23 protein-coding genes are annotated in these 24,707 nt (G+C 39.6%); 14 read left to right on the top strand and 9 right to left on the bottom strand.

Translation table 11 applies throughout. From position 1 onward, the window contains the following. Positions 1-3: 3 nt before the first annotated feature. Positions 4-774, top strand: a complete 771-nt coding sequence (locus tag JWG40_RS09105; protein ID WP_205285481.1) for a glycerophosphodiester phosphodiesterase — start codon at positions 4-6, stop codon at positions 772-774. Here JWG40_RS09105 and JWG40_RS09100 read toward each other — a convergent pair. Continuing rightward, positions 753-1,121 (bottom strand): VOC family protein, encoded by a 369-nt coding sequence (locus JWG40_RS09100; RefSeq protein ID WP_205285635.1) that lies wholly within the window; start codon positions 1,119-1,121, stop codon positions 753-755. The two genes, JWG40_RS09105 and JWG40_RS09100, sit on opposite strands and share 22 nt — an antisense overlap. 46 nt (positions 1,122-1,167) lie before the next feature. Here JWG40_RS09100 and JWG40_RS09095 point away from each other — a divergent pair, with 46 nt between their 5' ends. Genes JWG40_RS09095 through hisC form a run of 3 tightly spaced genes read left to right on the top strand, consistent with a single transcriptional unit; the run spans position 1,168 to position 5,161 of the window. Next, positions 1,168-2,535 (top strand): hypothetical protein, encoded by a 1,368-nt coding sequence (locus JWG40_RS09095; RefSeq protein ID WP_205285480.1) that lies wholly within the window; start codon positions 1,168-1,170, stop codon positions 2,533-2,535. A 9-nt stretch (positions 2,536-2,544) separates the two neighbouring features. Next, positions 2,545-4,062 (top strand): 2-isopropylmalate synthase, encoded by a 1,518-nt coding sequence (locus JWG40_RS09090; RefSeq protein ID WP_205285479.1) that lies wholly within the window; start codon positions 2,545-2,547, stop codon positions 4,060-4,062. Between the two features lie 37 nt (positions 4,063-4,099). Next, entirely contained in the window at positions 4,100-5,161 is a 1,062-nt protein-coding gene (hisC, locus tag JWG40_RS09085) for a histidinol-phosphate transaminase (protein WP_232369294.1), read from the top strand. Between the two features lie 124 nt (positions 5,162-5,285). Here hisC and JWG40_RS09080 read toward each other — a convergent pair whose 3' ends face one another. Both JWG40_RS09080 and JWG40_RS09075 read right to left on the bottom strand, forming a co-directional pair. Next, a complete protein-coding gene (locus JWG40_RS09080) occupies positions 5,286-5,684 on the bottom strand; it encodes an Hsp20/alpha crystallin family protein (RefSeq protein ID WP_205285478.1) in 399 nt (132 codons plus the stop codon). A gap of 10 nt (positions 5,685-5,694) precedes the next feature. Further along, positions 5,695-6,138, bottom strand: coding sequence for an Hsp20/alpha crystallin family protein (locus JWG40_RS09075; protein ID WP_205285477.1), 444 nt, complete (start codon positions 6,136-6,138; stop codon positions 5,695-5,697). A gap of 155 nt (positions 6,139-6,293) precedes the next feature. On the opposite strand from JWG40_RS09075, the gene JWG40_RS09070 reads away from it, so the two are divergent. From JWG40_RS09070 to JWG40_RS09060, 3 genes are all read left to right on the top strand, one after another. Next, on the top strand, positions 6,294-6,752 hold the full coding sequence (locus tag JWG40_RS09070; protein WP_205285476.1) for a RidA family protein: 459 nt from the start codon (positions 6,294-6,296) through the stop codon (positions 6,750-6,752). After that, on the top strand, positions 6,749-7,303 hold the full coding sequence (locus JWG40_RS09065) for a hypothetical protein (protein ID WP_205285475.1): 555 nt from the start codon (positions 6,749-6,751) through the stop codon (positions 7,301-7,303). The genes JWG40_RS09070 and JWG40_RS09065 overlap by 4 nt, the downstream gene beginning before the upstream one ends. Positions 7,304-7,644: 341 nt before the next feature. Further along, entirely contained in the window at positions 7,645-9,210 is a 1,566-nt protein-coding gene (locus JWG40_RS09060) for a hypothetical protein (protein ID WP_205285474.1), read from the top strand. 41 nt (positions 9,211-9,251) lie between these two features. Here JWG40_RS09060 and clpA read toward each other — a convergent pair whose 3' ends face one another. Genes clpA through JWG40_RS09035 form a run of 5 tightly spaced genes read right to left on the bottom strand, consistent with a single transcriptional unit; the run spans position 9,252 to position 16,851 of the window. Next, positions 9,252-11,519 carry an ATP-dependent Clp protease ATP-binding subunit ClpA gene (gene clpA / locus JWG40_RS09055; protein ID WP_205285473.1) on the bottom strand — a complete coding sequence of 756 codons (2,268 nt, stop codon included), beginning with the start codon at positions 11,517-11,519 and terminating at the stop codon, positions 9,252-9,254. Further along, positions 11,516-11,857 carry an ATP-dependent Clp protease adapter ClpS gene (gene clpS, locus JWG40_RS09050; RefSeq protein WP_015679845.1) on the bottom strand — a complete coding sequence of 114 codons (342 nt, stop codon included), beginning with the start codon at positions 11,855-11,857 and terminating at the stop codon, positions 11,516-11,518. The genes clpA and clpS overlap by 4 nt, the downstream gene beginning before the upstream one ends. Beyond that, positions 11,857-13,020, bottom strand: coding sequence for a GNAT family N-acetyltransferase (locus JWG40_RS09045; protein ID WP_205285472.1), 1,164 nt, complete (start codon positions 13,018-13,020; stop codon positions 11,857-11,859). The genes clpS and JWG40_RS09045 overlap by 1 nt, the downstream gene beginning before the upstream one ends. A 15-nt stretch (positions 13,021-13,035) precedes the next feature. After that, positions 13,036-16,185, bottom strand: a complete 3,150-nt coding sequence (locus JWG40_RS09040) for a SpoIIE family protein phosphatase (protein ID WP_205285471.1) — start codon at positions 16,183-16,185, stop codon at positions 13,036-13,038. Between the two features lie 27 nt (positions 16,186-16,212). Continuing rightward, positions 16,213-16,851 (bottom strand): DedA family protein, encoded by a 639-nt coding sequence (locus JWG40_RS09035; protein ID WP_232369293.1) that lies wholly within the window; start codon positions 16,849-16,851, stop codon positions 16,213-16,215. Between the two features lie 92 nt (positions 16,852-16,943). Between JWG40_RS09035 and JWG40_RS09030 the strand changes: the two genes are divergently transcribed. The 5 genes from JWG40_RS09030 to JWG40_RS09010 are packed head-to-tail and all read left to right on the top strand — an operon-like array spanning position 16,944 to position 21,454. After that, complete coding sequence (locus JWG40_RS09030; protein ID WP_205285633.1) at positions 16,944-17,375, top strand: hypothetical protein; 432 nt, start codon at positions 16,944-16,946, stop codon at positions 17,373-17,375. Positions 17,376-17,377: 2 nt separating this feature from the next. Continuing rightward, complete coding sequence (locus tag JWG40_RS09025; protein ID WP_205285469.1) at positions 17,378-18,487, top strand: AI-2E family transporter; 1,110 nt, start codon at positions 17,378-17,380, stop codon at positions 18,485-18,487. Beyond that, positions 18,488-19,765 (top strand): exodeoxyribonuclease VII large subunit, encoded by a 1,278-nt coding sequence (gene xseA, locus JWG40_RS09020; protein WP_205285468.1) that lies wholly within the window; start codon positions 18,488-18,490, stop codon positions 19,763-19,765. Between the two features lie 9 nt (positions 19,766-19,774). Then, a complete protein-coding gene (locus JWG40_RS09015) occupies positions 19,775-20,050 on the top strand; it encodes an exodeoxyribonuclease VII small subunit (protein WP_002982688.1) in 276 nt (91 codons plus the stop codon). Between the two features lie 3 nt (positions 20,051-20,053). Then, the gene (locus JWG40_RS09010; protein ID WP_205285467.1) at positions 20,054-21,454 is read left to right on the top strand and encodes a high affinity choline transporter 1; all 1,401 of its coding nucleotides are present in this window, start codon (positions 20,054-20,056) and stop codon (positions 21,452-21,454) included. Here JWG40_RS09010 and JWG40_RS09005 read toward each other — a convergent pair. Continuing rightward, the gene (locus JWG40_RS09005; RefSeq protein WP_205285466.1) at positions 21,423-22,472 is read right to left on the bottom strand and encodes a D-alanine--D-alanine ligase; all 1,050 of its coding nucleotides are present in this window, start codon (positions 22,470-22,472) and stop codon (positions 21,423-21,425) included. The two genes, JWG40_RS09010 and JWG40_RS09005, sit on opposite strands and share 32 nt — an antisense overlap. Positions 22,473-22,519: 47 nt before the next feature. Between JWG40_RS09005 and JWG40_RS09000 the strand changes: the two genes are divergently transcribed. Together JWG40_RS09000 and JWG40_RS08995 are read left to right on the top strand one after the other, a co-directional pair. Further along, the gene (locus JWG40_RS09000) at positions 22,520-23,929 is read left to right on the top strand and encodes a hypothetical protein (RefSeq protein ID WP_205285465.1); all 1,410 of its coding nucleotides are present in this window, start codon (positions 22,520-22,522) and stop codon (positions 23,927-23,929) included. After that, a complete protein-coding gene (locus JWG40_RS08995) occupies positions 23,926-24,702 on the top strand; it encodes an MlaE family ABC transporter permease (RefSeq protein WP_205285464.1) in 777 nt (258 codons plus the stop codon). Before JWG40_RS09000 ends, JWG40_RS08995 begins: the two co-directional genes overlap by 4 nt. Positions 24,703-24,707 lie beyond the last annotated feature (5 nt).

The raw sequence follows: 24,707 nt of genomic DNA, 5'->3' as shown, positions 1-24,707 counted from the left end.
ACTATGTTCCAACCAAGAATCGAAAGAATCAAAGCCATCCTCGGAAAAACTCCAGCAAACATTGGACATCGGGGGGCAAGGGGTCTTGCTCCAGAAAACACCCTTGTATCCTTTCTTGTGGGATCTGATTCCACAAGATTTTTTGAATTGGATACCATGCTTTGTGCCTCTGGCGAACTTGTGGTCATCCATGACTTCACTGTGGATCGAACCACCGATGGAAAAGGAAAAGTGGCTGATTATAAATACCGGGCTCTTGCGGAACTCGATGCAGGAAGTTTTTTTGAAGAAGCCTTTGAAGGAGAACAAATTCCAACACTCTCTCAAGTCATCCAAACTCTTCCCGAAAATACTGTTTTTGATATTGAAATGAAAAGTGAAGGTAAAAAAGAGGAAAGGCAGGCTCTAACATCGGCCCTTGTCAAACTGATTCGGAAATACAAACTAAGTGATCGCATTTGGGTCAGTAGTTTTGATTGGGATCTTGTGGATCTGATCAGAATCGAAGAACCCGAAGTATTACGTGGCCTTCTCGTGGAAAATGGAGATTCGCTAAACAAGAATTACATGGATTATGAGCCGGATTTAATTCTTCCTCATCTTTCGGCATGTACAAAAGAGTTTGTTCAAGGCCTAAAGGAAGAGTCGTTACTTGTGATTCCTTATACCACCAATACGGAAGAAGAATGGAACCAGTTAATTGAAGTGGGAGTGGCCGGTCTAATCACTGACTTTCCCGATCGTTTGGCTTCCTATTTAGAATCTAAAAAATAAATCCAGATCCAATTTCCCCAAGGATCTTCATATAATGCGTATGGTTTTTCTGGAATGGAGATTACAAGTTTCAGCGAAGAGAAATTGGGATGGTTGCGTATGGATTTGTCACAACTCACTGTGATGGTTCCTTTACGCACCGGACAATGTTCTGTAGCTTTGGAAAAAACCAAACATTCCCCCGATTTCAATTTCAATTCCGAATGACCAAAACTTTCTTTTAGGACAGTCGCCCCGAGAAACGATTGGTAAAATCGGATTGGAATCGTTGTATCCTCGCCGCCGTCTAAATTGACAGAGAAGAACTGAGGAAAGAATAAATCTATGTTTTTGTTATCATTCATTATGCAAGAAAATCTTTTCGTTATGTTGAGGTTCGCTTTTTAGATTCCTATGTCGATCCAATCCCCATCGCGATTTTATTTTTTTTTATTCTTTTTGGTTTCCGGCATCATTAATTTCTTGTTATGCGAAACTATTTATTTCGAACCACTCCATTCCGCAGACAGTCTTTACCTTCCTTTACTTTTAAAGGATGTATTTTCGGAACAAGGGATGTTTCACTGGTATTTGCCTCCATCACCCTATTTTTTTCCTGATTTATTTTTAAACTTAATTCTTTATCCCTTGGTTCCCTTTTTATATATTCCTTCAGCATATGGAACCCTCCAAATGTTTTTTGTGTTACTCGGAATTTCCTTTTTTATTTCTAAGTATGCAACCAAAACAGAGTCATTAGAGTTTCTCTTTCTTTTCGAGTTTCTTTTGACCCTAGTCTCTTTCCTCGGATATTGGATCGGTGACAATCCCCTTCCGTTGGTATATTTCCTATCGCAGGCACACCACAGCACGGGTTTTTTTTTCTCACTTCTTCTTGCCATGTACCTTTATTCGGTGTTAAACGACAGAGAAAAGGATCACCTAGGAAATGGATCTCACCAATACCTTCCCAATCATTTAACTGCCTTCTTTTTCTCCAGTTTTTCCCTGCTTTATCTTTCGGACCGTTTTTCGTTTTCTGTGGGTGTCCTCTCATTTTTTGTGGTTCGAATTTGGGATTCGAAGAGGCCTCTCTCTGAGAGAATTTCTTACTTCCAAAAGAAACGTTTTTGGATTTTAAGCTTCCTATTTATTCTCTTCAATGAACTCGCATTCCTCGGTTTGAAACAGATCTTTCAGATTCCCGGAAGTTTCCAAATTCTCGGGAATTATCTAACACGCCAAACATTAGAAAGTAGTTTGCAACTCTCGGGAACTTATCTTTGGGACTTTTCGAAACATATCTACTACCAAGGAAAATCGATTCTCTTATTAATGGGTTTGCTCTTTTTTAGTTATCCAAAATTTCCTAAACTCATTCGCCACCTCCTTATTGTCTTTTTTCCAGTCCTAGTCGGACTCCTCCTACTTGTGGGAAGGTTCACTTACCTCCATCCTTATCCCATTCGGTATTTATTTCCCCTCTGGTTCTTTGCCCTGTTTGGAATCACCTGGGTCCTTGTTCCTTTTACTAAGAAGATTTCCCACTGGGTTCTTTTTTTGGCCCTGGGAGGTGTGATGGTCTTCCATTTCTACCTACCGTATCCAAGAGCAGAAGTTCAATCCAGGTTATCCTCCATCACAGACAAGGAAGTGACCTATGATTTGGAAAAACCCATCCGGTTTTGGAGCGAAGGAAAACAAAACCCAATCCCTATAGGGAAAGATGGGAAACCCTACCATTGGATCACTGGTGCATTCCATACTCACTTGACAGAGTGAAGCGAACCTATGATCTGGAAGGAGATGGAAGATTTCGTACGTATATTTGATACCACTCTAAGGGACGGGGAACAATGCCCCGGGGCTGCGATGAGCGAAGATGAAAAGGTGGAAATTGCCCAACACCTTGCCCGAATGAAAGTCGATATCATCGAAGCTGGATTTCCCGTTTCTTCTCCTGTACAATTCAAAGCTGTAGAAAGAATCGCTCGGGAAATCGAAGGTCCAATCATTTGTGGACTCGCAAGGAGCCTTCGTCCTGATCTAGAAGCCGCACGTGATGCTCTAAAACCGGCCAAACTCAAACGAATTCATACCTTCATTGCTTCCTCTCCCATCCACATGAAACACAAATTGGGTAAGTCTCCTTCGGAAGTTTTGGAGATGGCAAGAGCTGCCGTAAAGATGGCTCGGGACTTTGTCACCGACGTGGAGTTTTCACCAGAGGATGCTACTCGCTCGGAATGGTCTTTCTTACGCGAGTTAGTCGAAGCTGTCATAGAAGAAGGGGCAACCACCATTAACATTCCAGATACGGTCGGTTATACCACCCCACAAGAATATATGGATCTATTTCGTTTCCTTAAAAAGGAAGTGAAAGGTGCCGACAAAGTGATTTTTTCTGCCCATTGCCATAACGACCTTGGTCTTGCTGTGGCCAATTCACTAGCAACCGTTCTTGCGGGAGGTCGTCAGATTGAATGTACGATCAACGGGATCGGCGAACGTGCCGGTAACACAGCTATGGAAGAAGTGGTGATGGCTTTAAAAACAAGAAAGGATGCCTTTGGAGTGGAAACAAGAATTGATTCTACTCTCATCACTCGCGGTTCTCATTTGGTAAAAACCACAACAGGTATGGTAGTCCAACCTAACAAAGCCATTGTGGGTACCAATGCTTTTGCTCACGAGTCTGGAATCCACCAAGATGGTGTGATCAAAAATAGACAAACTTATGAAATTATGACGCCTGAATCTGTGGGACTCAAATCCAATCGTATGGTTCTTGGCCGTCACTCTGGCCGAGCGGGATTCAAAGACCGAATCGTCCGCATGGGTTTTGATCCCAAACCGGAAGAAATTGATAACGCCTACAACCGTTTCCTCGAGATTGCTGATAAAAAGAAGGAAGTCTTTGATGAAGACATTGCGGCCCTTTTTCAAGGAGAAATCAGTCGTTCCCAAGTCGATGAAACCTACCGATTAGTTTCCTTTGAACAAAATACTGGCACAAACAAAACTCCGGATTCTAAAATTTCATTACTCATCAAAGGAGAAACAAAACAAGGAGAAGCTCATGGAGATGGACCGGTAGATAGTATCTTCAAGGCAATAAACCTTGTGACTGGACTTTCTCCATTCCTTTCTCGACTTGTAATTTCTCCAGTGACGGAAGGAACCGATGCCATGGCAGAAGCTTCTGTGACTTTAGAAGATGGGGAAAGACGAGTGGTAGGAAAAGGGGATTCCACGGACATCATTGAAGCCTGTGCGAAAGCCTATATCAATGCCCTGAATCGGTTATAAGCCTGTGACAAGTCCAAACAAAATATTTTCTATGGAAATGTTGGTGCGTAAAGAGTTACTAACTTTCAAACCATACACTCCGGGTGAACAACCAGGTCTTAGCACATCTACCATCAAACTTAATACCAACGAAAACCCCTACCCACCTTCACCAAAAATAAAGGAAGCTGTAGAGAAAGTTTTACAAACAGGTGTTTTACGAAAATATCCCAACTACCATGCAAGGAAATTACAAGAGCTCATAGCCAAAGATCATGATTTGGATCCTAACCAAATATTAGTTACGAACGGTTCTGATGAAGCCTTACGGATGTTATTCCATACACTCATTGGACCTGGGGATGTAGTTGTGGCACCAGAGCCTACGTATTCCTATTACCCAGTAATTACTGAACAAATGATGGTGGGAGCTACTTACAAAGCGGTTCCCCTTCTACCAAATTTACATTTTGATTTTGAATCTTTATTAAAAGAAAAAGGTAAGTTACTTTGTTTCGCCCATCCCAATGCCCCGACTGGTGTCGAAGAAGAGAAATCAAAACTCTTAAACTTAGTCAAAAATTTTCCAGGCATTGTTCTTTCGGATGAAGCATATATTGATTTCACAGAACCTAATGCAAGTTTAATTTCGGAAATTAAATCATATCCAAACCTTGTTGTATCTCGAACCTTTTCTAAATCCTATGCGCTTGCAGGACTTCGGGTGGGTTATCTAGTCGGATCTCTGGATGTAATCAATTGGATTCGTAAACTGAAAGATTCTTACAATGTGGGGATCTTAGAACAAGTGATTGCCGAAGCTTCATACTCAGACAAAGAATATTTTTTTGAAAAACGTTCTCTTGTAATCCAGGAAAGAATAAAGTTAAAAAAAGAATTGGAGTCCCTAGGATTTTCCATTCCAAACTCTTCTACCAATTTTTTATTTTGTAAACCAAAAGTGGGAATCTCTCCGGAAAGTCTTTATTTACAATTAAAAGAAAGGAACATTCTCATTCGTTATTTCTCTACGGGAATATCCAAAGATTACATTCGAATCACCATAGGAACCCCAGAAGAAAACAAACAGTTGCTAGAAACAATTCGCACCCTTTTATAAAAGAAACGCAACTGAACTGACTGAGCCTTCTTTCTATAAAAGAAAACCCGACTTGCCAGAATTGACAAACCGGGTTTGTGATAAAATTCCGTTAAGGATTACCAAACACCTAACAAGGAATTGTTTATTTTTGAATTTCGATTTTTGTTTTTTTCGGCTCCATTTTGGGAATGGTTAGTTCCAAAATCCCATTCTTCATTTTTGCCGTTGCTTTATCAGAATGAATCGCCTTCCCTATGGTAAATTTACGGAAGTAGTTTCCTTCTCTGTATTCTGCGAGTCGTACTTGACCTCGAGACTCTGATGGAGGAACAAACTTCCCTTCTAAAATGAGTTGGTCTTTTTCGATCGAAATCTCCACAGAAGATTGGTCCACCCCAGGCATTTCCACGCGAAATAGAAGTTCCGCTTCTGTTTCGAACACATCCACATTTGGTGAGTAAACTTTTGTGGGTGCTTTTAGGTCTTTTTCTTGTGTTTTTTGCGGAACTTCTTCTTTGTTTTCTTTTGTCAGTGTATTCATAATTCTCTCCTTAACCAGCAATGATGGATACTTTCTTAGGTTTATCTTCTTCTCTGCGAGGAAGGTGGATGTTTAAAACACCGTTTGTAAATTTTGCAAGGACATGATCTTGATCCACGCGAAATGGTAGTTCCAAAGTTCTATGAAACTCTCCATTGAAGATTTCACGACGATGCACCTCTGTTCCTTCCGCCAGTTCTTCGGCTTTTTTCTTTCCATGAATGGAGAGAAGATTGTCTTTTACGTTGATATCGATCTCGTTAGCTTCAATTCCAGGAAGTAAACAAGTGACCAGGGCTTCCTCTTCCTTTGTATACACATTTACAGGTGGGAAATTAGAAGAAGGACCAAATTGGCTGTCCAAAATGGAACGGGTCAACTCATCATTCAACCGGTCAAAGTCTCTCCAGAACTGATTTGCTTTCGTTTGTGGGTCTAGAATTCGGAACAACATGCGCATTCTCCTTTTTAGCAGTCGCATAACCCAACTGCTATTTTAATTAGCACTCTAGATGTTTGACTGCCAATCGTCAAGAAAGTTTTCTATTTTAGATGATTTTTTAAAAAAATTTTTGTCCCATAAACGAGGCCCTTCTAGCCTGGAATCCAATGCCTATCCAAGACACATTAAGAGAATTGGGCCTAGAAATCCCTCCTGTTCCTGCAGCACTTGCTGCCTATATCCCGTCCAAACGCTCTGGTAATTTGATTTTTACTTCAGGACAATTGCCTCTTGTTTCTGGAAAAATACAAAAAACAGGAAAGGTAGGAAGAGAAGTTACTTTAGCAGAAGCACAAGCGGAAGCCAAACAATGCCTATTGAATGCTCTTGCCGCCATCTTACTTCATATTGAATCCTTAGACCAAATCAAATCCATTGTGAAGTTAGGTGTTTTTGTATCCTCAAGTCCTGACTTTACCGAACACCATTTGGTAGCCAATGGTGCCTCCGAACTTGTAGTCGCTATCTTTGGAGACAAAGGAAAACATGCTAGGTTTGCGATTGGAGTTAGTTCCCTCCCTTTGGATGCCAGTGTGGAATTGGAAGTGGTAGCCGAAATCGAATGAACAATTCTTTTTTGATTCATTGTTTCGCTATTTTTCAGTTCACGAAATCCTCTCTTTTTTTTGTTCCTGAACTAATCCTTGCTTGGTGGTTTTTAACCAAAAGGATTTTCCTCTCTCTCTATCGTTATTGGGAAACGAAACTTTTTTTTGATAAAGTATTCTTTATATTTTTATTCTTACAACTTCTCTTATCTATCCTTCCTTGGTTTTCTTATGAGATTCGTTTTTTTGAAATCAAAGAATCCATTTCACTTGGACCCAAATTAAATTCGGTGTTCATTCTCCTGGGTCTTCTTAATTTTTTCTTCCTTGGATTTTGGAAGTCCCAATGGACTAGGTTTTGGTTTTTCGCAAGCCAAATGGTGTCAGTTGTTTTCGTCATCTGGGGATATTTGGATCCAAAACGTTATTTTTATGACTTTGTAAAACCAGAGGAAGTGGTACTTATCAGTCCATTCTATTTATTTATATTCTCTATCCTCGGAGCTTTTGTATTTGGCTACCTTACCTTCAAAAAAGAAGATGAGATACTCAGTAGAGTTCATCCTTAAATTAAAGAATGTACTTATTCATTGACCTTAGCTTCTGCATTCTAATTACAAAAGCAATCAACGATATTTTTTTTAATTCAAAAAGATTCACTGAAGTATTTTTTCTATTTTTAATTACTTACATTCTGCTCACTCAAGAAATCCTTTCTTGTTTTAACCTGTTAAATAGCACCTTGGGGCAGTATTCTCTTTCGATTTTGTTTCTTTTATGTTTAGTACCATTGCGGAAAAAAATTCATCTGAAATTCTGTTTTCCGAAATTCCCCAAATATTTTTATCCCAGACTCGCAGTGAGTATCTTTTTAATTTTGGTCATTCTAAATCTGGGAATTGTATTAGTATTGCCACCACATAACCACGACTCACTAGCCTATCAAATTCCCCGTATATTTGGTTATTTATCGCAAGGTACCTTTGAAATCTTTAGAACCAATTACTGGGCGCAGGTTACTCAACCACACGGACCTACTAGTTTTTACATTTGGATCTGGAAAGGAATTGCCTACCTACCTCTTCTTCAAGGATTTAGCTTATTATCTATTGTTGCTATTTCCATTTCTAGCTTTCATATTATCGGACAAATTTCAACGAATAGAAATCTGAAATATTTTGCATTAATTGCTAACTTTTTTGTAGTTGAAACCTTACTTATATCCACTACTACTCAAACGGATATCATACAAACGGCAATATTATTCACATCGATTAGTTTGATTAGATTTATAAAAAGTCCATTAATTCAGTGGAATGATCCTAGAATTGCAATTGTTTTTGGGATTATGATACTTTTGCTAACTGCAATAAAAGCGACTTTTGCTATTTACACCATTTCCCTTTTTCCTTTTTTCTGGAAACATCTCTTACCAAGTAGAATGCAATTCGATTTAATTTGGATTAGTATTCGAAATGCAGTGCTTATCGCTTCAATTGCCTCTATCGGAATTGTATTCGGCTATAAAGATAATTTCGTTCGCTATGGATCACCGATTGGTCCAACCCGGGTTCTAAAGGAACATACAGCTTTTTCCGATCCCATTTGGATCTCTGGTTCAGACAATTTGATTAGGTTTACCTTTGATACCCTGACACTAGATGGCCTACCAGTTGAGCCATTCAAAGAAACAAATCGCGACATCAAGAAACTCATTTCAAAGTTCTTTGCGATCTTCTCCAATCACTATCTTCTAAAAAGAAATTTGAGAGGAGAATTCTTTCCAGATAGAGAACAAAGAGTTCATGAAGATTTTTCTTATGGTGGAATTTGGGGGATTATCTTATTCTTATCTTCGCTTTATCTGCTAATAAAGAGACCAAATAATATTCCCAAGTTTGCTAATCTATTTCTCTATTCTGCTATTTTATACTTTGTAATAAACTCGTTTTTAGGTCCTTACGATCCTTGGCGAGGGCGATATTTTTCTGGAATGTTCTCCCTTTTGATCATACCGGTTTCCCTCTTTCTGTTTTCAAAGAATACTGCACGCTGGCCTATTACTGTTTTTAGCCTAATTTTGACAGCAACTAGCCTATACGTACTCATAAATCGCGAGGGACGTGAGTATATAGGACCTAACTCTGCATTTAAAAAATCTTTCAACACCAATACATACGCTCACAAAACCGATTATAAAGTAATCGCTGACTCTATTTATAATCAAATAGGGACACAAGAAAAGGGTGCAGTTATAGGAACTTGTATCCCAGAAGATATACCCTCACTATTTTTATATAAATACCAAGGTTACCCAGAAAACAAAGTGGTAGTAATTCAGGATTTCGCAGATGGAATTTCGCCGCATTTGCTAAAAGAGGTAAATTATATCTTCTTCCATGAAACTTGCCTTCAGAAAGAACCATTAGATACGCCTCTACCGAGAGGATTCTTTTTTAGAAAGACTCTCCGGTAGTTAAGAACTCCTTTGTCATTCTAAAAACTGAAAACTTTTAATTAAGGAATGACTTCCAAGATTGCCAGAACTTCCTTACCCTCTTTTTCTTTCACATCCACAAGATAACGGTTTACCTTGTCTTTGTGGAAAAGGATTTTTTTGGAAAGGGGTTTTCCAATTTCTGAATTGAGAATCCTTTGAATGGGTCTTGCTCCCATAGCTTTGTCATAACCAGTTTCGGCTAGGTAACGCACCGCTTTCTCTGACAATTCCAAATGAATCCCCTTTTCTTCGGCCTTGGCTTGTAAAGTGCGAAACATTCTTTTGACCACAAGTTCTACCACAGAGATGGATAGAGCATTGAACTCGACAACGGCAGTCAAACGATTTCGAAATTCAGGCGTAAATGTCCGTTCAATGGCTTTCAAGGAACGATCATCATACCTATCCGTATCAAACCCAAGAAGTGGTTTGGAACTTTCCTGAGCTCCTGTGTTGGTCGTTAGGATAAGGATCACATTGCGAAAGTCAGCTTTTTTACCTGTGCTATCCGTGAGTGTGGCATGATCCATCACTTGGAGTAAAATATTATAAATATCTTCATGTGCTTTTTCAATCTCATCGAATAACAAAACACAGTGGGGATTTTTGGCAATAGCATCCGTAAGTTGGCCCCCTTGGTCAAATCCCACATAACCGGGAGGACTTCCAATCAGACGAGATACAGAATGTTTTTCCATGTATTCACTCATATCAAACCGAAGGAATTCCACTCCCATTTTCTCTGCCAAAGTTTTTGCGACTTCTGTTTTACCCACACCAGTGGGGCCTACAAAAAGAAAACTACCAATCGGTTTTCCTTCGTCGCTAAGGCCGGAACGAGAATAGTGAATGGCATCTACCACTTGTTCTATGGCGTGGTCTTGTCCAAAAACAATGGACTTGATTTCCGAATCCAAGTGTTCCAATTTCTTTTTATCATCCGCTTTGACAGTTTTTTCTGGAATTTTAGCAATCTTTGCGACCAAGGTTTCTATTTCAGAAATCCCTACTTGTTTTCGCGGTTTTTCTTTTTTCTCATCACGTAACTTAACAAAGGCGCCGGATTCATCCATTAAGTCGATAGCTTTGTCAGGTAAAAACCGGTCCCGAAGATGCAAACTGGATAAATCCACACAAGCCTCAATGGCCTTCACACTGTAAGTGACCCCATGAAAGGATTCGTATTTCGGTTTTAGGCCTTTAAGGATTTCAATCGCATCTTCCCGAGATGGCTCAGATACTTCAATTTTTTGAAACCTTCTAGAAAGGGCGTGGTCTTTTTCAAAGATAGATTTATACTCTTTATACGTGGTGGTTCCAATGCATTTTAATTCTCCATTGGCAAGGGCAGGTTTCATTAGATTGGAAGCATCTAAACTTCCCCCAGATACAGCACCGGCACCCACAATGGTATGAATTTCATCTACAAAGATAATACGTTCTGGTTTTCCGACGACTTCTTGTAAGATAGCTTTCAGTCGTTCTTCGAACTCTCCACGGAATTTAGTTCCCGCCATCACAAGTCCCATATCCAAAGAATAAATTTCCATATTCAAAAGGCTTTTGGGGACAAGGCCTTTGACTACGCGTTCGGCGATTCCTTCCACAATGGAAGTTTTTCCCACACCCGCTTCTCCAACAAAGATAGGATTGTTTTTACGACGACGCGATAAAATATGAATGGTTCTTTCGATTTCTACTTCTCGCCCAATGCAAGGATCTAGTTTTCCTTGTTTAGCTCTTTCTGTAAGATTCACACAAAACTTTTCTAATGCAGATTTACGGGCGCTTGCGTCCGTTTCGCCGGATTCCGTTTCTTCAGCAAACTCAGGTTCCTCGGAATCTTTTTCTTTTTTGATTCCATGAGAAATGTATTTGATTACATCGAGTCTGTTTACTTCTTGTTTGGCGAGAAGGTAATAGGCCTGGCTATCTTCCTCTCGAAAAAGTGCCACAAGCACATTGTTTCCGTCCACTTCGTCTTTGCCGGAATTTTGCACATGAAAGGCTGCAAACTGGATAACAAATTGAACTCCCACGGTATAACGCGGTTGGATTTTTAAATTGGGAACGGCGATTGTGGAGAGATCCTCTTCAAAATATTCGGTCAACTCTTTTCGGAGAAGATCCAAATCACAACCTACGTTGACTAAAACTTCTTTTGTTTTTTCATTGTAAGTAAGGCCATATAACAAATGTTCTAATGTAATAAATTCATGGTGGTATTTGGATGCTTCTTTTCCTGCAAGCTCCAGACTTTTTTCTAAATCAGTGGAAAGGTTCATTCGTCCTCCTCTTTTGCCAACTGGCATTGTAATGGATGCCCTGCGTCGTCTGCCAATTTGTGGACTTCCGCTACTTTGGTTCTTGCAATGTCTAAAGAATACACCCCACAAACTGCTGAGCCCGAAGTATGCGCTTTCCACATAATTTGACGAGATTCTTCCATAGATTTCCGAAAAACATTGGCAAGAACATAAACGACAAATTCCTGCGGAGTGTAATCATCATTGATGAGAATCACCTTATAACGATCTGGTTTCTTTAATTTCTGCTTTTGTTTTTCTCTTTCGAGAAGTTCTACGTTCATGTCCGTGTAGGATTTTCGTTTTGGATCTGACATTATCCCTCCCGCAGAGCCTTAATAGGAGACTGCGCATTGTAGGCGGAAATATTTTCCCTTTCCATAACTATCTCTCGTTCCAAATAGGATTCGATGGCGGCCCTGCCCTGTTCATTGTAAATATGATGCAAACTATACATAGGAACTGCTTCATAACCCCGAAGGAATTTATGTTCCCCTTGGGCCCCAGCTTCTACTCGTTCCATTTTATGCTCTATGGCAAAATCGATCAATCGGTAATAACAGCATTCAAAATGCAAATTGGGAACATGTTCCAGAGCTCCCCAATACCTTCCAAATAAAAAACCATCCCGAAACACATTCCAACTCCCTCCAATTGGTTTTCCCCTTGGATCCGATGCCAAAACTAACATAAGCCTATGGCGAAAGTGATGATACATTTCTATAAAAAATTGACGATTTAAGTAAGGTTGTCCCCATTTTTTGGAATGGGTGTCCTTGTAGAATTCATAAAATATATGCGCATGGTCTTCCGTAATTCCATCTCCAGTCAGAGTTTGAATGGTTAGCCCTGACTCGGAAATTTTCCGACGTTCTTGGCGGATGGTTTTTCTTCTGTCCTTTACAAGTGTTGCTAAAAATTCCTCAAAATTCGCAAAACCTTTGTTAAACCAATGATATTGATGAGAGAGCCTAGGAGCAAAAGAATTGGCAATTCCTATTTTTTGTTCTTCTTCTTTGCAGAATAAAAGGTGAACCGAAGACGTTTCCTCTTGTTTTCCGAACTGGAGTAGTCTTTGTAAAAGCTCAGAACTTAAAAAAACTTTTTCCTCTGCTGTCAGATTTGGATGGAGTAAAATCCGACTTCCCGTCACCGGAGTAAAGGGAACCGCTACTGTGAGTTTTGGGTAATAAGGAATTCCTGCCCGATGGAATGCATTGGCCCACTGGAAATCAAAAATATATTCCCCGTAGGAATCACTCCGAACATAAGCCGGAAGGATTCCCGATAAAACTCCTCTTCGCCTAGCAGAGACAAGCACAGGAGTCCAATCGGAATCTCCTATGCAACCTGTCTTCTCTAATCCTGATAGAAATTCATATTCTTGAAAGACCGAATCTGGTAAAACCAGAAGATTCCATTCTTCCTTCCTAAAGTCCGTAAAACTATGGGAGATCGTAATCTCAAATGATTCACTCAATGTAAACCTTAGACTCTAACTTACAACATCTTGTTTGTTTTGTTTCTTCCGAATGTGGTCAAGAAGACGTTGCAAACTAGGATTTTCAGGATCTAACTCCAAAGCGGAACTGAGAATATTCTCTGCCCGATCCAAATTTTTATCCGCCAAGTAGGTTTGTCCCAAATTGATTAAATTTTTGACATGGTTCGGGTCACGAAGACGGACTCTTTCCCCAAAATCAATGGCTGTTTTGACATCGGCAACTTTGCGAGCACAAAACGCAGTGATGTACATAATCTCTGTATCCATTGGTCTTAATAAACTATAGTCCTTAGCCATTTTTTTGGCATTTCCATAGTCCTTTAATTTTAGATAGAGTTGGATGAATTTCTTTTTAATTTCAGGAATGTTTTCTTCTAGGGAGTTGGCCTCCTCAAGATAAGCAACTGCTTCTTGTAAGTCAGAGGATTCGCTGGCTTCCTTTGCTTTCAGCAGGAGGGCTTGGATTTCTTTCAAACGTTCTTTTTCAATTTTATATCGTTCTTTTTCTTCAATGTAGGAAACACGTAACAAGGATAAGTCATCGGTGAGACTTCCATACTTAGCCAATTCATCATAGATTTTGTCGAGCTCACCCTTTCCTGATTCGACAACTTTTAAGAATAACCTTTCATCTTCGTTGATCACTCGTTTACCATCGGCTGTATGGGAAATCAGTAAATCATCCCGACCATCGGAACCGGCAATCAGAATGTCTCCTGGTTCTAATTGGAAGGTTTTGATATAAAGATTTCCTTGGACACCGGAAGTTCCTAATTTTCGAAACATCAATTCATTTTCAATAAAACTAGCAATCCCATCTCGATAAAGAACCATCCAGGGATGTTCCGCATTGATAAAGTACAGCAGTCCTGTTTCGTTATCAATGAGTCCCAGTACAAGCGAGACAAGCATAGACCCATCGAAACCTTCAAAGATCTTATGTAGTTCTAAAAAAGTATTTTTGATCCAACGTTCTGGATAAGTATTTCTTGCCTCACCCAAGAGTTGAGTCCTTGTAATGATAGACTCAAAGACAGAACCAAGGACCAGTGCCCCACCAGCACCTTGCATTGATTTTCCCATAGCATCAGCATTCAGAAAAACTGTATAGGAACGATTGTTCAGGAAAATTTGGTTTGCGATATTTAAATCCCCACCAATTTCTTTTTCGTACTGACGGAAGGTAAATTTTTTCTTTTGTTCCAATAAAAAATCAATATGGACATTTTCATGCTTCGCATGATTAGCATTAAATGGCTGCAAAAGGAGTGAGGTTAAAAAGTAATCTCCATCTTGTTGGTGTTTTAAGGATTGGACTTCCTTCAGAGTGTTCTCCAATTCCTTGGTCCGTTCCTGAACCTTCACTTCCAGTTGGTCCGCATACTGTTCCAATTTTTTTCTTGCGGCCTGGATGGAGCGAACCATTCGGTTGAAGGATCGGGCCATAAACCCAATATCATCTTCTACATGAACCGTCAGACGATGTTCTAAGTTTCCAGAATTTACCTCTGTCAAACCTTCGATAATTTGTTCAATTGGCCTTAGGAGTGCAATAAGAAAGAATAACCTGTATCCAAAGATCACAAGAACCGCAAGAGATAAAACACCAATGATCCAAGGAAGAGTCACCTCCTCTTGGAATTCTCGGTAATCTAGGTATGGGTATCCCACTTCATGTACAAGCCCATTTGCCTTGTCGACCACCAAATAACTTACGTAAAATGAATATTTCGGATTGTTTTCCGCAAACTTGACGCGACCGCGGTAGTTTCTGTCGCCATGATTTGGCATAGGGGAAAACATCTGATCGAGGACTTCTGCTTTTTTTTCTTCTGGGAGATTAGAATCAAGGACAGAACGTGCCGCTCCATAAAAACCAGAAAGAGGTCCCTCTTTTTTAGATACTAGAGAATCTGCATTATCCGAAAAATTCTTTGCCGGTATTTCTCTTAATTTGTTTCTTGTGTAGAGAATTTTCCTTTTTTCCGATTCCAATTCATGAATTAAGGCTTCTGGACTTTTCACGGTATCCAAAGTTAAAAGTCTTTTAATTTCTGCCGCATAACCCTTGCTTGTGTTTGGAAGTAAAGAAACTAAGTTCTCCGTTTTTTCTTTCCAATCTTTACTTTGTTTGTAAGAGAGGATTGTTTCCAATGCCCAGTAGTTCCAATACTCTGATTCATAAACAGTAGGGTCGACCTCAGATTCCTCAGAACCTTTTTTTCGAACAAATTCTTTTCGGTTGGTATCATAAGTATAATGAAAACTAGGGAGCTGGTCTGTTTCCAATCCAGCAATATAGTTTTTTGCTCGGGCAGTATGCACCATATCATAGTTTGCATCCGACTGTTGGATGACTGAATAAGCAACGAGTTGTAAAACCAATAAAAAGGAAGCAAGTGAGATCCCTATGATTCTAGAGATAATGGTAGTTTTATCTTTGGTATTGTTAATATAAACCACATTGGCTACAAAAAGTCCTACTACCAAAACAAGATCCGTAATGGTTTGATACAATCCTCTTCCAATGGCACCATCCCTGGACTGAGCATTCATAATCCCTGGTAGTATAGTCACGAGGATAAAGGCTACAAGAATACTTGCGGAAGCAAACCTTGATTCTTTTGGCATTTTAAAGATCTGAACCAGAGCCACCAAAGAAAAGGTAACAAAAAAACCGAGAACGATCAATGCATAGGCTTTATAAAAAACAGGAACAGGAAAATCCCAATAATGCCCGCTAAAGAAAAATAACCTACCAGCCGTTAAACTAATAGATACAAAGTAACCGGTAACGAACACAACAATTGTATTCATAACCCAAAAAAGATATTTTTTAAGTCTAGGAAAGTATACTTCCGGATAACTTAAGAAAAAACTAGTGAGGTAAGAGGCACCAGCCATAGCTCCAATGATCACAAGCCAACGCATGTAAGCCGAAGCCGGACCCATAAAGGAGAAGTTGATCATATAACCGAAGTGGAAGAGACCAAGCCAGAGAGTTCCCATTCCCAATTGGTAGGTAGCTTCGGACTTTTCTTTAACCGTTAAAAAAAATTGTGCATTGTAAAAAGTAAAAATCACACCGACCAGAGAGCCGAATGTATAAAAATCAAACGCTATATTTCCCCAAGAGTTCATGGGTGAAAACCCTAACAGATAAAGAAATCATGTCAACTTTGTATTTCTTTTCTTCTTAATTTGGTATAGAAAGTACAACAATAAACAAATGAGTATGAATCCGATGGTTTGGTTGTAGTATGACAGTATAACAACGATTTGGTTCCAATGGGTTCCCATCACAGATCCGCCCAAAAGGAGAAGTCCACACCAAAGTGAGATGGCAATGGTATACAAAAAAACAAATTTAATGACGTTCATTTTACTCATTCCCGCTACAATGGAAACAAAGAAGCGAATTCCTGCGGAAAATCGGGAAATTAAAACCACAACGAGCTCATGTTTACGAAACCAAGCAAGTGTCTTATGTAAATTTTCTTCCTGATAGAGGGCTGAAAGAAAAGGGAACCGTGATCGTTTTAAGAATTGGAGGATCCTTTCCCCAAAGAAATACATCACCAAGGCACCGAGGAGGTTTCCTAAATATGTGGCGATTACTACGGAAACAAAAGAGAGAGGGGAACCTGGACTCGAGGATAGAAACCCTGAGAACACGGTGATGGTATCGCCCGGCCAAGGGGGAAAAACATTCTCCAAAAAGTTAGAAAAACAAAAGAAACCCCAAAGCACTAAGGGGGGTAACTCTAGAATTCGAGCCAAAAAAACATCAAACTGAAGAAAATCCAACACAAGGAAAAGATAAGCTTTCCTTGCAGCTGGCAACAAAGATTTAAAAAAATGAATGGAAGGAATCAGGAGTTACCCATTTGCTTTCCGTAATGCTTCGTTTTTTGCCTATTTTATTGCTATTTATTTGGGCTTGTACTCCGACTACCCAAACAGAAATCTATCGTTTTGATCAAATTGTTGTTACCAAAAACCCTACAAGCCCTCCACCGGCTTTCCCTCAGTCTTTTTTTCCGGAAAAACTAAGGTTCCTAGAATCAAGTGAATTCAAAACAAGCCATATCCATACAAAGGAAGCCTATCTATTACTCGAATCAGAGGAAAGTTTGGCAACAATTCTAAAACGAATCGAAACAAGATCGGCCCAAGGCGATTGGAAACTCCTCGAAAAAACAGAAAAAAATGGGGAGGTCACTTACTTATTGGAAGGGTTTATCAAAAAATCTCTTTCGATCATTATTTCTGAAAATGGAAGCTCTACCACTTACCTTCGTTTTTATTTTAGAAAACATTCCAGTTACTAATCATGAATTGGATTAAAAACAAAAACGAAATTATAGTCTATCTCCTACTGAGTGCCATATTCATTGGGACTTGCCTTACTTTATTTTTTGTATTCAAACCTTTTCTTTGGGCCAGTTTTCTTGCCCTATTGTTTTATCTCACAACAAGAAAGATTCACAAAAAACTAAAGAATGTACTCGGTGTTAAATTCCATGGACTTTCACCTTATATTATGGTTCTTATTATGCTTGCTGGAGTGTTTATCCCATCTTATTTGATTGTTTCGACTTTGATTCGAGAGTCACTAAACTTAGTCAGCTATGTAAGAAACCAACTCACCGAAGAATCCATTGTTTCTTTGTTACTCAATAGCCCCATGCTCACAGACTTCTTTACAGAAAATGAATTTTTTTGGATCAAACTTCCTTTGATGTATAGGGAATATGTGGGTCAACATATGGACATTTTAAACCTAGATTCCATTTATAGTTTACTTAAAAACTCTTCTGGTTTTTTACTCGGTTCATTTGAAGTGCCTGGGGCCATTATTTTTAATGCATTTTTTACATTCATTTTACTTTTCTTTTTATACAAAGAAGGAAGCCGAATGGAACATGCTCTTTTTGTTTTACTCCCCTTCCCCACAGAAATTGAAGAAAGACTGGGCCGGCGTATTGAAGAAGCCATTCGCACTGTGATGATGGGGAACTTATTTATTTCCCTTTTACAAGGAACCTTTGTATACGTATTGTTACTATTTACATCCGTATCAAATAAGTTTTTACTTTCTAGCATCGCCACCATTTTTTCACTCATTCCAGTAGTCGGAACTTCTGTAGTTTGGTTACCCATTGGTTTGTACATTGGACTTGTCCAAGAGAACTGGACGGGAAGTATCCTCTTTATGATTGCAGGTGGTGCGAGTTATTTGATTTTAGAAAACTTAGTAAAACCAAAAATTTTGGATAAAAAATTAAAAACACATCCGTTTTTGATCTTTCTCTCTCTCATTGGCGGATTACAAGAGTTTGGTGTTGCTGGAATCATCATTGGACCCATGGCTTTGACCCTTGTCATCATCCTTTGGGATTTCTGGAAAATCTTTAGAGAGACACGTTTTCAGAATATATAAATGGAACTCGTAGACTCATCTCTTAGTGTTAGTGAGGTCAACCGCCTCATCAAAGCCAAACTCCAAGACTCATCGGAATTTAAAAACATTTGGGTGCGAGGAGAAATCTCCAATTTTTCTCAAACGAATAGTTCTGGGCATATGTATTTTTCATTAAAAGATACGACAAGTGTGATCAAATGTGCTTTTTTTTCCTTCCAAGCCAAAAACTATAAAGGTACGCCGCTGCGAAATGGAATGGAGATTTTGGTTTATGGTTCGGTTTCTGTTTATGAACCTGGTGGGTATTATAGTTTAACGGTTCAAAAAATTGAAGAAATCGGAGAGGGGGACATCCTTCTCAAAATTGAAAAATTAAAAAAAGCCCTTTTGGATAAAGGAATTTTTGATGCTGCACACAAACGCCCTCTTCCCAAGTTCCCAAAACGCCTAGGCATTGTTACCTCACCCAAAGGGGCAGCTGTAGAGGATATCATTCGTATTGCCACAGACTTAAATCCTTCCATTCAGATTCTGGTATCCCCTTGCCTTGTGCAGGGAGATGGCGCGGAAGTCTCCATCATAGAAGCAATTAGAGAGCTGAATGATCCCAAATGGGAAGTAGATGTGATCATTGCGGGCCGAGGCGGAGGTTCCTTCGAGGATCTAATGGCCTTCAACCAAGAAGCAGTGGTGATGGCTTATTACCATTCCAGGATTCCTATTATTTCAGCGGTGGGTCATGAAATAGACCGAGTGCTCACAGACCTAGCAGCTGATGCTACCACACCCACTCCTACAGCTGCGGCAAAACTAGCCATTCCCAATGTATCAGATACTCTCATCCGACTGGATGAAATGGAAGATCGAATTAAGTCTGCCCTAACAAACGTTATCCGTATAGGGAAGGAAAAATGGACAGGTCTTGTAACAAGACCTGTATTTCAAAATCCGAAAACTCTATTAGAAATCAGATCCACAACACTGGATGAACTGATGACAAAGATCTCACTCCTTGGAAAAAACTATTTGGTTCGCAAACAAAGCGAATTCCAGAGGTTTGATAACCTTTCCCATAACTGGAAATCCTATTTAGAAAGAATCCATAATAAATTCACTCTCGCCGAACAAAGATTAGAACATTTTTCTCCATTAGGGACTTTAAAACGTGGGTATTCGGTAGTTCGTAATCAAAACAAACAAGTTTTATCCTCCATTCATAGTATCAAAGAAAAAGAAAGTTTAGAAGTATTCCTATCCGATGGAAAACTTCTCGTAGAAGTAAAAGAAAAAATATAGGAATTCAAAATGGTAGAGAAAAAATCAATTAGTTTTGAAGAAGCGCTGCGTGAATTAGAAGACATTGCAGAAAAATTAGAAAGGGGAACCCTTTCCTTAGAAGATTCCATCAAAGCCTATGAAAGAGGAATGGAATTAAAGAAAGTTTGTTCCGAACGACTTGTGGATGCAGAAGCAAAAATAGAATTTTTATCCAAAGCACCGAGTGGCGAAATCGTAAAATCTGCGGTCAAAAAAAAGAAAGAAGATGGGCCGTCAAAACCAGTGGAAGAAGATTTATTTTAAAGAATGAGTTTCCAAGCAGTTTTCATTGTTGGTTACCTACTCATAACGATTGCCATTGGAGTGTATGCGGCAAAAAAAGTCAAAAACTCTCGTGACTTTATCTTAGCGGGTAGAAGCCTTCCCCTTCCTATCTCTACTGCCGCCCTTTTTGCTACTTGGTTTGGAAGTGAAACCATCCTTGGTTCCTCCGTCGAATTTGCGAAGGGGGGATTTTTATCTGTCATCCAAGACCCGTTTGGCGGAGCCCTTTGCCTTTTTTTACTCGGTCTCGTTTTTGCCAAGTATCTCTACCGAATGCAAATCCTTACCTTTGGAGATTTTTACAGAAACCGGTATGGAAAGAAGATGGAATTTATCGCCGGGATTTGTTTGATCTTTTCCTATTTTGGATGGGTGGCCGCACAATTTGTAGCACTCGGAATTATGGTGCAGATTCTTTTTGGAATCAACCAATTCACAGCCATAGTCATCGGTGCTTGTCTTGTTGTTTTTTATACTTATCTTGGTGGGATGTGGTCTGTCTCTTTAACGGATTTTTTCCAATCTATCTCCATCATCATAGGCCTTGTGATCGTTTTATTCGAGTTAAACGAAGTTAAACCAATTTGGACTTCGATCCAGGAAAAACCCGATGGGTTCTTTCGTTTTTTTCCAGAGTCCAATTACCATGCATGGACTTTGTATCTTTCTGCTTGGATGGTGGTGGGGTTTGGATCTTTACCCCAACAGGATATCTTCCAAAGAGTGATGTCAGCAAAATCCGAAAAAGTGGCCATTACCGCATCTTATCTTTCTTCCATTTTCTATCTTCTTTTTGCCCTTATCCCTTTGTTTTTAGGTCTCCATGCCAAAAGTCTTCTTCCCGACTTTGATTTACATGGAGAAACAGGGCAACTTCTCATCCCGACAATGATTTCTAAGTTTGCAAGCCCCTGGGTGCAGATTTTATTTTTTTCAGCCCTCATCTCTGCCATTCTTTCCACGGCTTCCGGCGCTATCCTTGCCCCTTCTTCCATTCTATCTGAGAATATTCTGAAATACGCATTCAAGGATATGAATGATAAAAAGTTACTCCTTCTCTCAAGAACTTCGGTTCTTATCATTGCTGGGATTTCTTTTTTACTCGCTGTAGGAAAACCATCTATCTATGCCCTTGTAGAAGACTCAGGAGGAATCTCTCTTGTCACACTCTTTATTCCTATGGTGTTTGGACTGATGAGTCAAAAGGCAGATGAAAGAGCTGCCCTTTTTTCTTTATTTGTGGGAATTGGAACTTGGCTTGTTTTGGAAGTTTACGGCGACGATATGACAAGCCACTTCTATGGAACCATAGCCAGTCTTATCGCCATCCTTGTGGGAATTTATTTCTTTCCTAAGAAAGAGCAATCGATAGAAGCCAAGTAAATACTTCTTTCATCTCTACCCCGAGCGCTTTTGCTTGTTGCGGGATAAGACTTGTCCCCGTCATTCCTGGCAGAGTATTGGTTTCTAAAACATAAGGGACACCGTCACTAATGATAAAATCTGACCGTGAGTAACCTTTGCAACCAAGCACTTCGTGACACTTTAAAGTATACTCTTGGAGTTTTTTTGTGATTTCATCACCGACCGGCGCGGGAGTGATTTCTTCGCTTCCCCCTTTGGTGTATTTAGCCTCAAAATCAAAAAACTCAGACTTGGGCCGAATCTCCGTTGGCACGAGAGCAAAGGGAATTCGTTTTTCTCCTTCCTTTTTTTCCAAAACACCAATGGATACTTCTGTTCCCGAAATCAACTTTTGGATGAGCACCCGGTCTTCGGAGACAAAAATTTTATCCACAAGAACCATAGCCTCTTCAGGAGTTTTTGCCATTCCCGTATTGACACTAGACCCACCTAGCGTCGGTTTAATGAAGACGGGAAAGGAAAAAGGTAAGTTTAAAACTATTTTTCTGGCATCCGTTTTTCCCTTTTCTAAATCTACAAAAGGAGCCACGGGTATCCCTATGGTTTGGAATAGGAGATTAGCTCTATATTTATCCATTGCCAGAGCTGATGCCAAAACTCCCGAACCTGTATGAGGAATTCCTAACACGTCTAAAAAACCCTGGATCCGTCCATCTTCTCCGGCTCCCCCGTGTAATCCCAGAAAGGCGACTTGGAATCCATGTTCTAACAATCCGGCACCCGACTTTGATTCGGAAATTTGATTGAGGGAAGAAAATTCTTTTAAAAATTCAGCCTCAGTTCTGCCTGTAGGATCCGGATAGACCGCATCTTTTCGTTTGGGTATCCAAAATTTTCCTGTTTGGTCAATGTAAACAGGACAAATTTCGAATTTCTCCCTATCGATTGTATTGAAAATGAAATAAGAAGACCGAATGGAGATGATATGTTCGCCGGAGATACCTCCGAAAAGCAGTGCGATTTTGGTTTGGATCATGAAATCACTTGATTCCTTTTCTAGAAACTTGAAGATATTGAAATTACGTGGATTCCCGCTTTAAAATTCAATTCGGAATTGTTTTTTGTCTCTTCTTTCTGAGCTCAAGTGTTTTTGCTAAACTCCCCAACTCGTTTACCGAAGATATCAAATCCAACTACCACCAGTTTTGGTTTTTATATGAATCGGAAACTAGGGGCCGCCAAAGTTACTTAGCCTTCCGTCCTTTCTATATGGGTTTCCAAGACAAAACCTATGCCTTTCGTTTTAAAAGTTATCTATCCCCTTTTTATTATAAAGAAGAAACGAACTATTGGTATACTTGGTCTTCTTTATTTTTCTTTAGTGGAACTGGATTCAAACACGAAGAAGGGGACGCCGATGAAGACATCCTTTTTACTCCCCTTTTTATTTGGGGCAAAGGAGAATCCCAAAGGGAAAACTATTTTAGTATCTTTCCCATTTACGGGAAAATTCGGAACAAACTTTCTTACCAAGAATTGAGTTATGTGCTCTTCCCCGTTTATTCTGAGTGGAAGTACAAAACCTATGAAGCTAAATCCATCCTTTGGCCTCTAGTTATGTGGGGCGGATCCGAAACTAGAAGTGACTTTCGGATCTTTCCTCTCTATTCAAAAAAAGAACATGAAGGAAAATACATTCGCCAATCTTTTCTTTGGCCCTTTTTTCAGTGGGGTGAAGAAAGGTTGGATAAAAAAGAACCCACAACCTACTCCCTATTTTTCCCACTATATAACAGCAAAGATTCTAAAGATGGGAACATGAAAAGTAGAGCCTTTCTTTGGTTTCCTATTTTAAATTCTTTATTTTCTTATGGGTATGATAAAAAAACAGGACAAACCAATTACACGGCTCTCTTTATTTTTTTCCAATACACAACCTCTGAAAAAAAGGATACACAAAAACTAGTGTTTTTTCCCTTCTATGGATATTCCTATTTTGCTAATAAAGAAGCAGAGTTTATCACTCCATTTTACATCCGTTTGTCGCAAAATACCTCCCACCTAAAAGCAACTTCCCATTTTTTATTACCTTTTTATTCCCATATGAAAAGTGAATATGTCCAAACAGGGAGAGAAGATTATTATTGGAAACTTTGGCCCCTATTTCGTTACCACAAAGATGCCGATGGGAATTTTGGTTGGAATACCCTTGCCATCATCCCTGTTCGTTTTGAAGTAATGGAAGATGTATGGGAACCCATATTTTCTATCATCGAATACAAAAGGTCATCTAATGGGGAAAAACGTTTGCACCTGATCACAAGGCTCTATACTCATCGGTGGACAGAGGATGAAACCCATATCCATATTCCCATCCTTTTAGAATATTCAAAATCGCATACGGGTTTCCGGTATGAACTGGGTTATGGATTTTTAGGAATCGATACAAGAGAACCAAAAAACAAATACAAACTCCTTTGGTGGGAACTATGAAACGGTTATATTCAAAAACCTTGGAACCCTTACTCTATGCCATAGGGTATACGGTTCTCCTTCTCTTTCGTTCGGTTGGCCAGTCCCACCATCTCTATTTCAAACGAAAAGAAATTTTAGAACAAATGTTTATCGCAGGTGTTGGTTCTCTATTTGTTGTCTCTATTGTTTCCATTTTTACAGGAATGATTCTTGGCCTAAACACAGGTCTTGGTCTTCGTGACTTTGGGGCCGAAGGGCAAATTGGACTCCTCCTTACCATCACACTCACTCGAGAAATGTCTCCCTTTATGACTTCTCTCATTCTCGCAGCATCTGTCGGTTCAGCAATGGCTGCAGAAATTGGAACCATGAAAGTCTCCGAAGAAATCGATGCATTAGAAGTGATGTCTATTAATCCCGTTCGGTATCTGGTGATGCCAAGAATCGTTGGATTTTCGCTTATGGTTCCCGTGCTCTGCGTATATTCAGCCGCCTTAGGAATCGTAGGTGGAGGTATTGTTGGACATTTTCAACTGGGAATTGATATGATCAGTTACTTCCAAGATGTATATTATCGAATCTCTTCCGTTCCAGGACTGAAAGATTTGTATGTGGGACTTCTCAAAGGTTATGTGTTTGGTCTCTCCATCTCCACTATATCCTGTAGCCAGGGACTTAGGACAGAAGGTGGCGCCATTGGTGTGGGCCAAACCACAAGAAAGGCTGTGGTCACATCGTTTCTTATGGTCATTTTTTCTGGTTATGTGCTCACTGCCTTATTTTATAAATGAAGGAA

Source organism: Leptospira abararensis, assembly GCF_016918735.1.
Lineage (GTDB): Bacteria > Spirochaetota > Leptospiria > Leptospirales > Leptospiraceae > Leptospira_A > Leptospira_A abararensis.
The sequence above is the reverse complement of the archived record's forward strand: the minus strand, read 5'-3'. Positions and strand labels throughout refer to the sequence as shown.

Excerpts from the sequence above, each read along its gene's own strand:
- JWG40_RS09010 (WP_205285467.1), top strand. The coding sequence starts at position 20,054 with ATGAGTTTCCAAGCAGTTTTCATTGTTGGTTACCTACTCATAACGATT.
- JWG40_RS09005 (WP_205285466.1), bottom strand. The coding sequence starts at position 22,472 with ATGATCCAAACCAAAATCGCACTGCTTTTCGGAGGTATCTCCGGCGAA.
- JWG40_RS09030 (WP_205285633.1), top strand. The coding sequence starts at position 16,944 with ATGCTTCGTTTTTTGCCTATTTTATTGCTATTTATTTGGGCTTGTACT.
- xseA (WP_205285468.1), top strand. The coding sequence starts at position 18,488 with ATGGAACTCGTAGACTCATCTCTTAGTGTTAGTGAGGTCAACCGCCTC.
- clpA (WP_205285473.1), bottom strand. The coding sequence starts at position 11,519 with ATGAACCTTTCCACTGATTTAGAAAAAAGTCTGGAGCTTGCAGGAAAA.
- JWG40_RS09070 (WP_205285476.1), top strand. The coding sequence starts at position 6,294 with ATGCCTATCCAAGACACATTAAGAGAATTGGGCCTAGAAATCCCTCCT.
- JWG40_RS09040 (WP_205285471.1), bottom strand. The coding sequence starts at position 16,185 with ATGAACTCTTGGGGAAATATAGCGTTTGATTTTTATACATTCGGCTCT.
- JWG40_RS09065 (WP_205285475.1), top strand. The coding sequence starts at position 6,749 with ATGAACAATTCTTTTTTGATTCATTGTTTCGCTATTTTTCAGTTCACG.
- JWG40_RS09080 (WP_205285478.1), bottom strand. The coding sequence starts at position 5,684 with ATGAATACACTGACAAAAGAAAACAAAGAAGAAGTTCCGCAAAAAACA.
- JWG40_RS09095 (WP_205285480.1), top strand. The coding sequence starts at position 1,168 with ATGTCGATCCAATCCCCATCGCGATTTTATTTTTTTTTATTCTTTTTG.
- JWG40_RS09075 (WP_205285477.1), bottom strand. The coding sequence starts at position 6,138 with ATGTTGTTCCGAATTCTAGACCCACAAACGAAAGCAAATCAGTTCTGG.
- clpS (WP_015679845.1), bottom strand. The coding sequence starts at position 11,857 with ATGTCAGATCCAAAACGAAAATCCTACACGGACATGAACGTAGAACTT.
- JWG40_RS09015 (WP_002982688.1), top strand. The coding sequence starts at position 19,775 with ATGGTAGAGAAAAAATCAATTAGTTTTGAAGAAGCGCTGCGTGAATTA.
- JWG40_RS08995 (WP_205285464.1), top strand. The coding sequence starts at position 23,926 with ATGAAACGGTTATATTCAAAAACCTTGGAACCCTTACTCTATGCCATA.
- hisC (WP_232369294.1), top strand. The coding sequence starts at position 4,100 with ATGTTGGTGCGTAAAGAGTTACTAACTTTCAAACCATACACTCCGGGT.
- JWG40_RS09025 (WP_205285469.1), top strand. The coding sequence starts at position 17,378 with ATGAATTGGATTAAAAACAAAAACGAAATTATAGTCTATCTCCTACTG.
- JWG40_RS09105 (WP_205285481.1), top strand. The coding sequence starts at position 4 with ATGTTCCAACCAAGAATCGAAAGAATCAAAGCCATCCTCGGAAAAACT.
- JWG40_RS09090 (WP_205285479.1), top strand. The coding sequence starts at position 2,545 with ATGATCTGGAAGGAGATGGAAGATTTCGTACGTATATTTGATACCACT.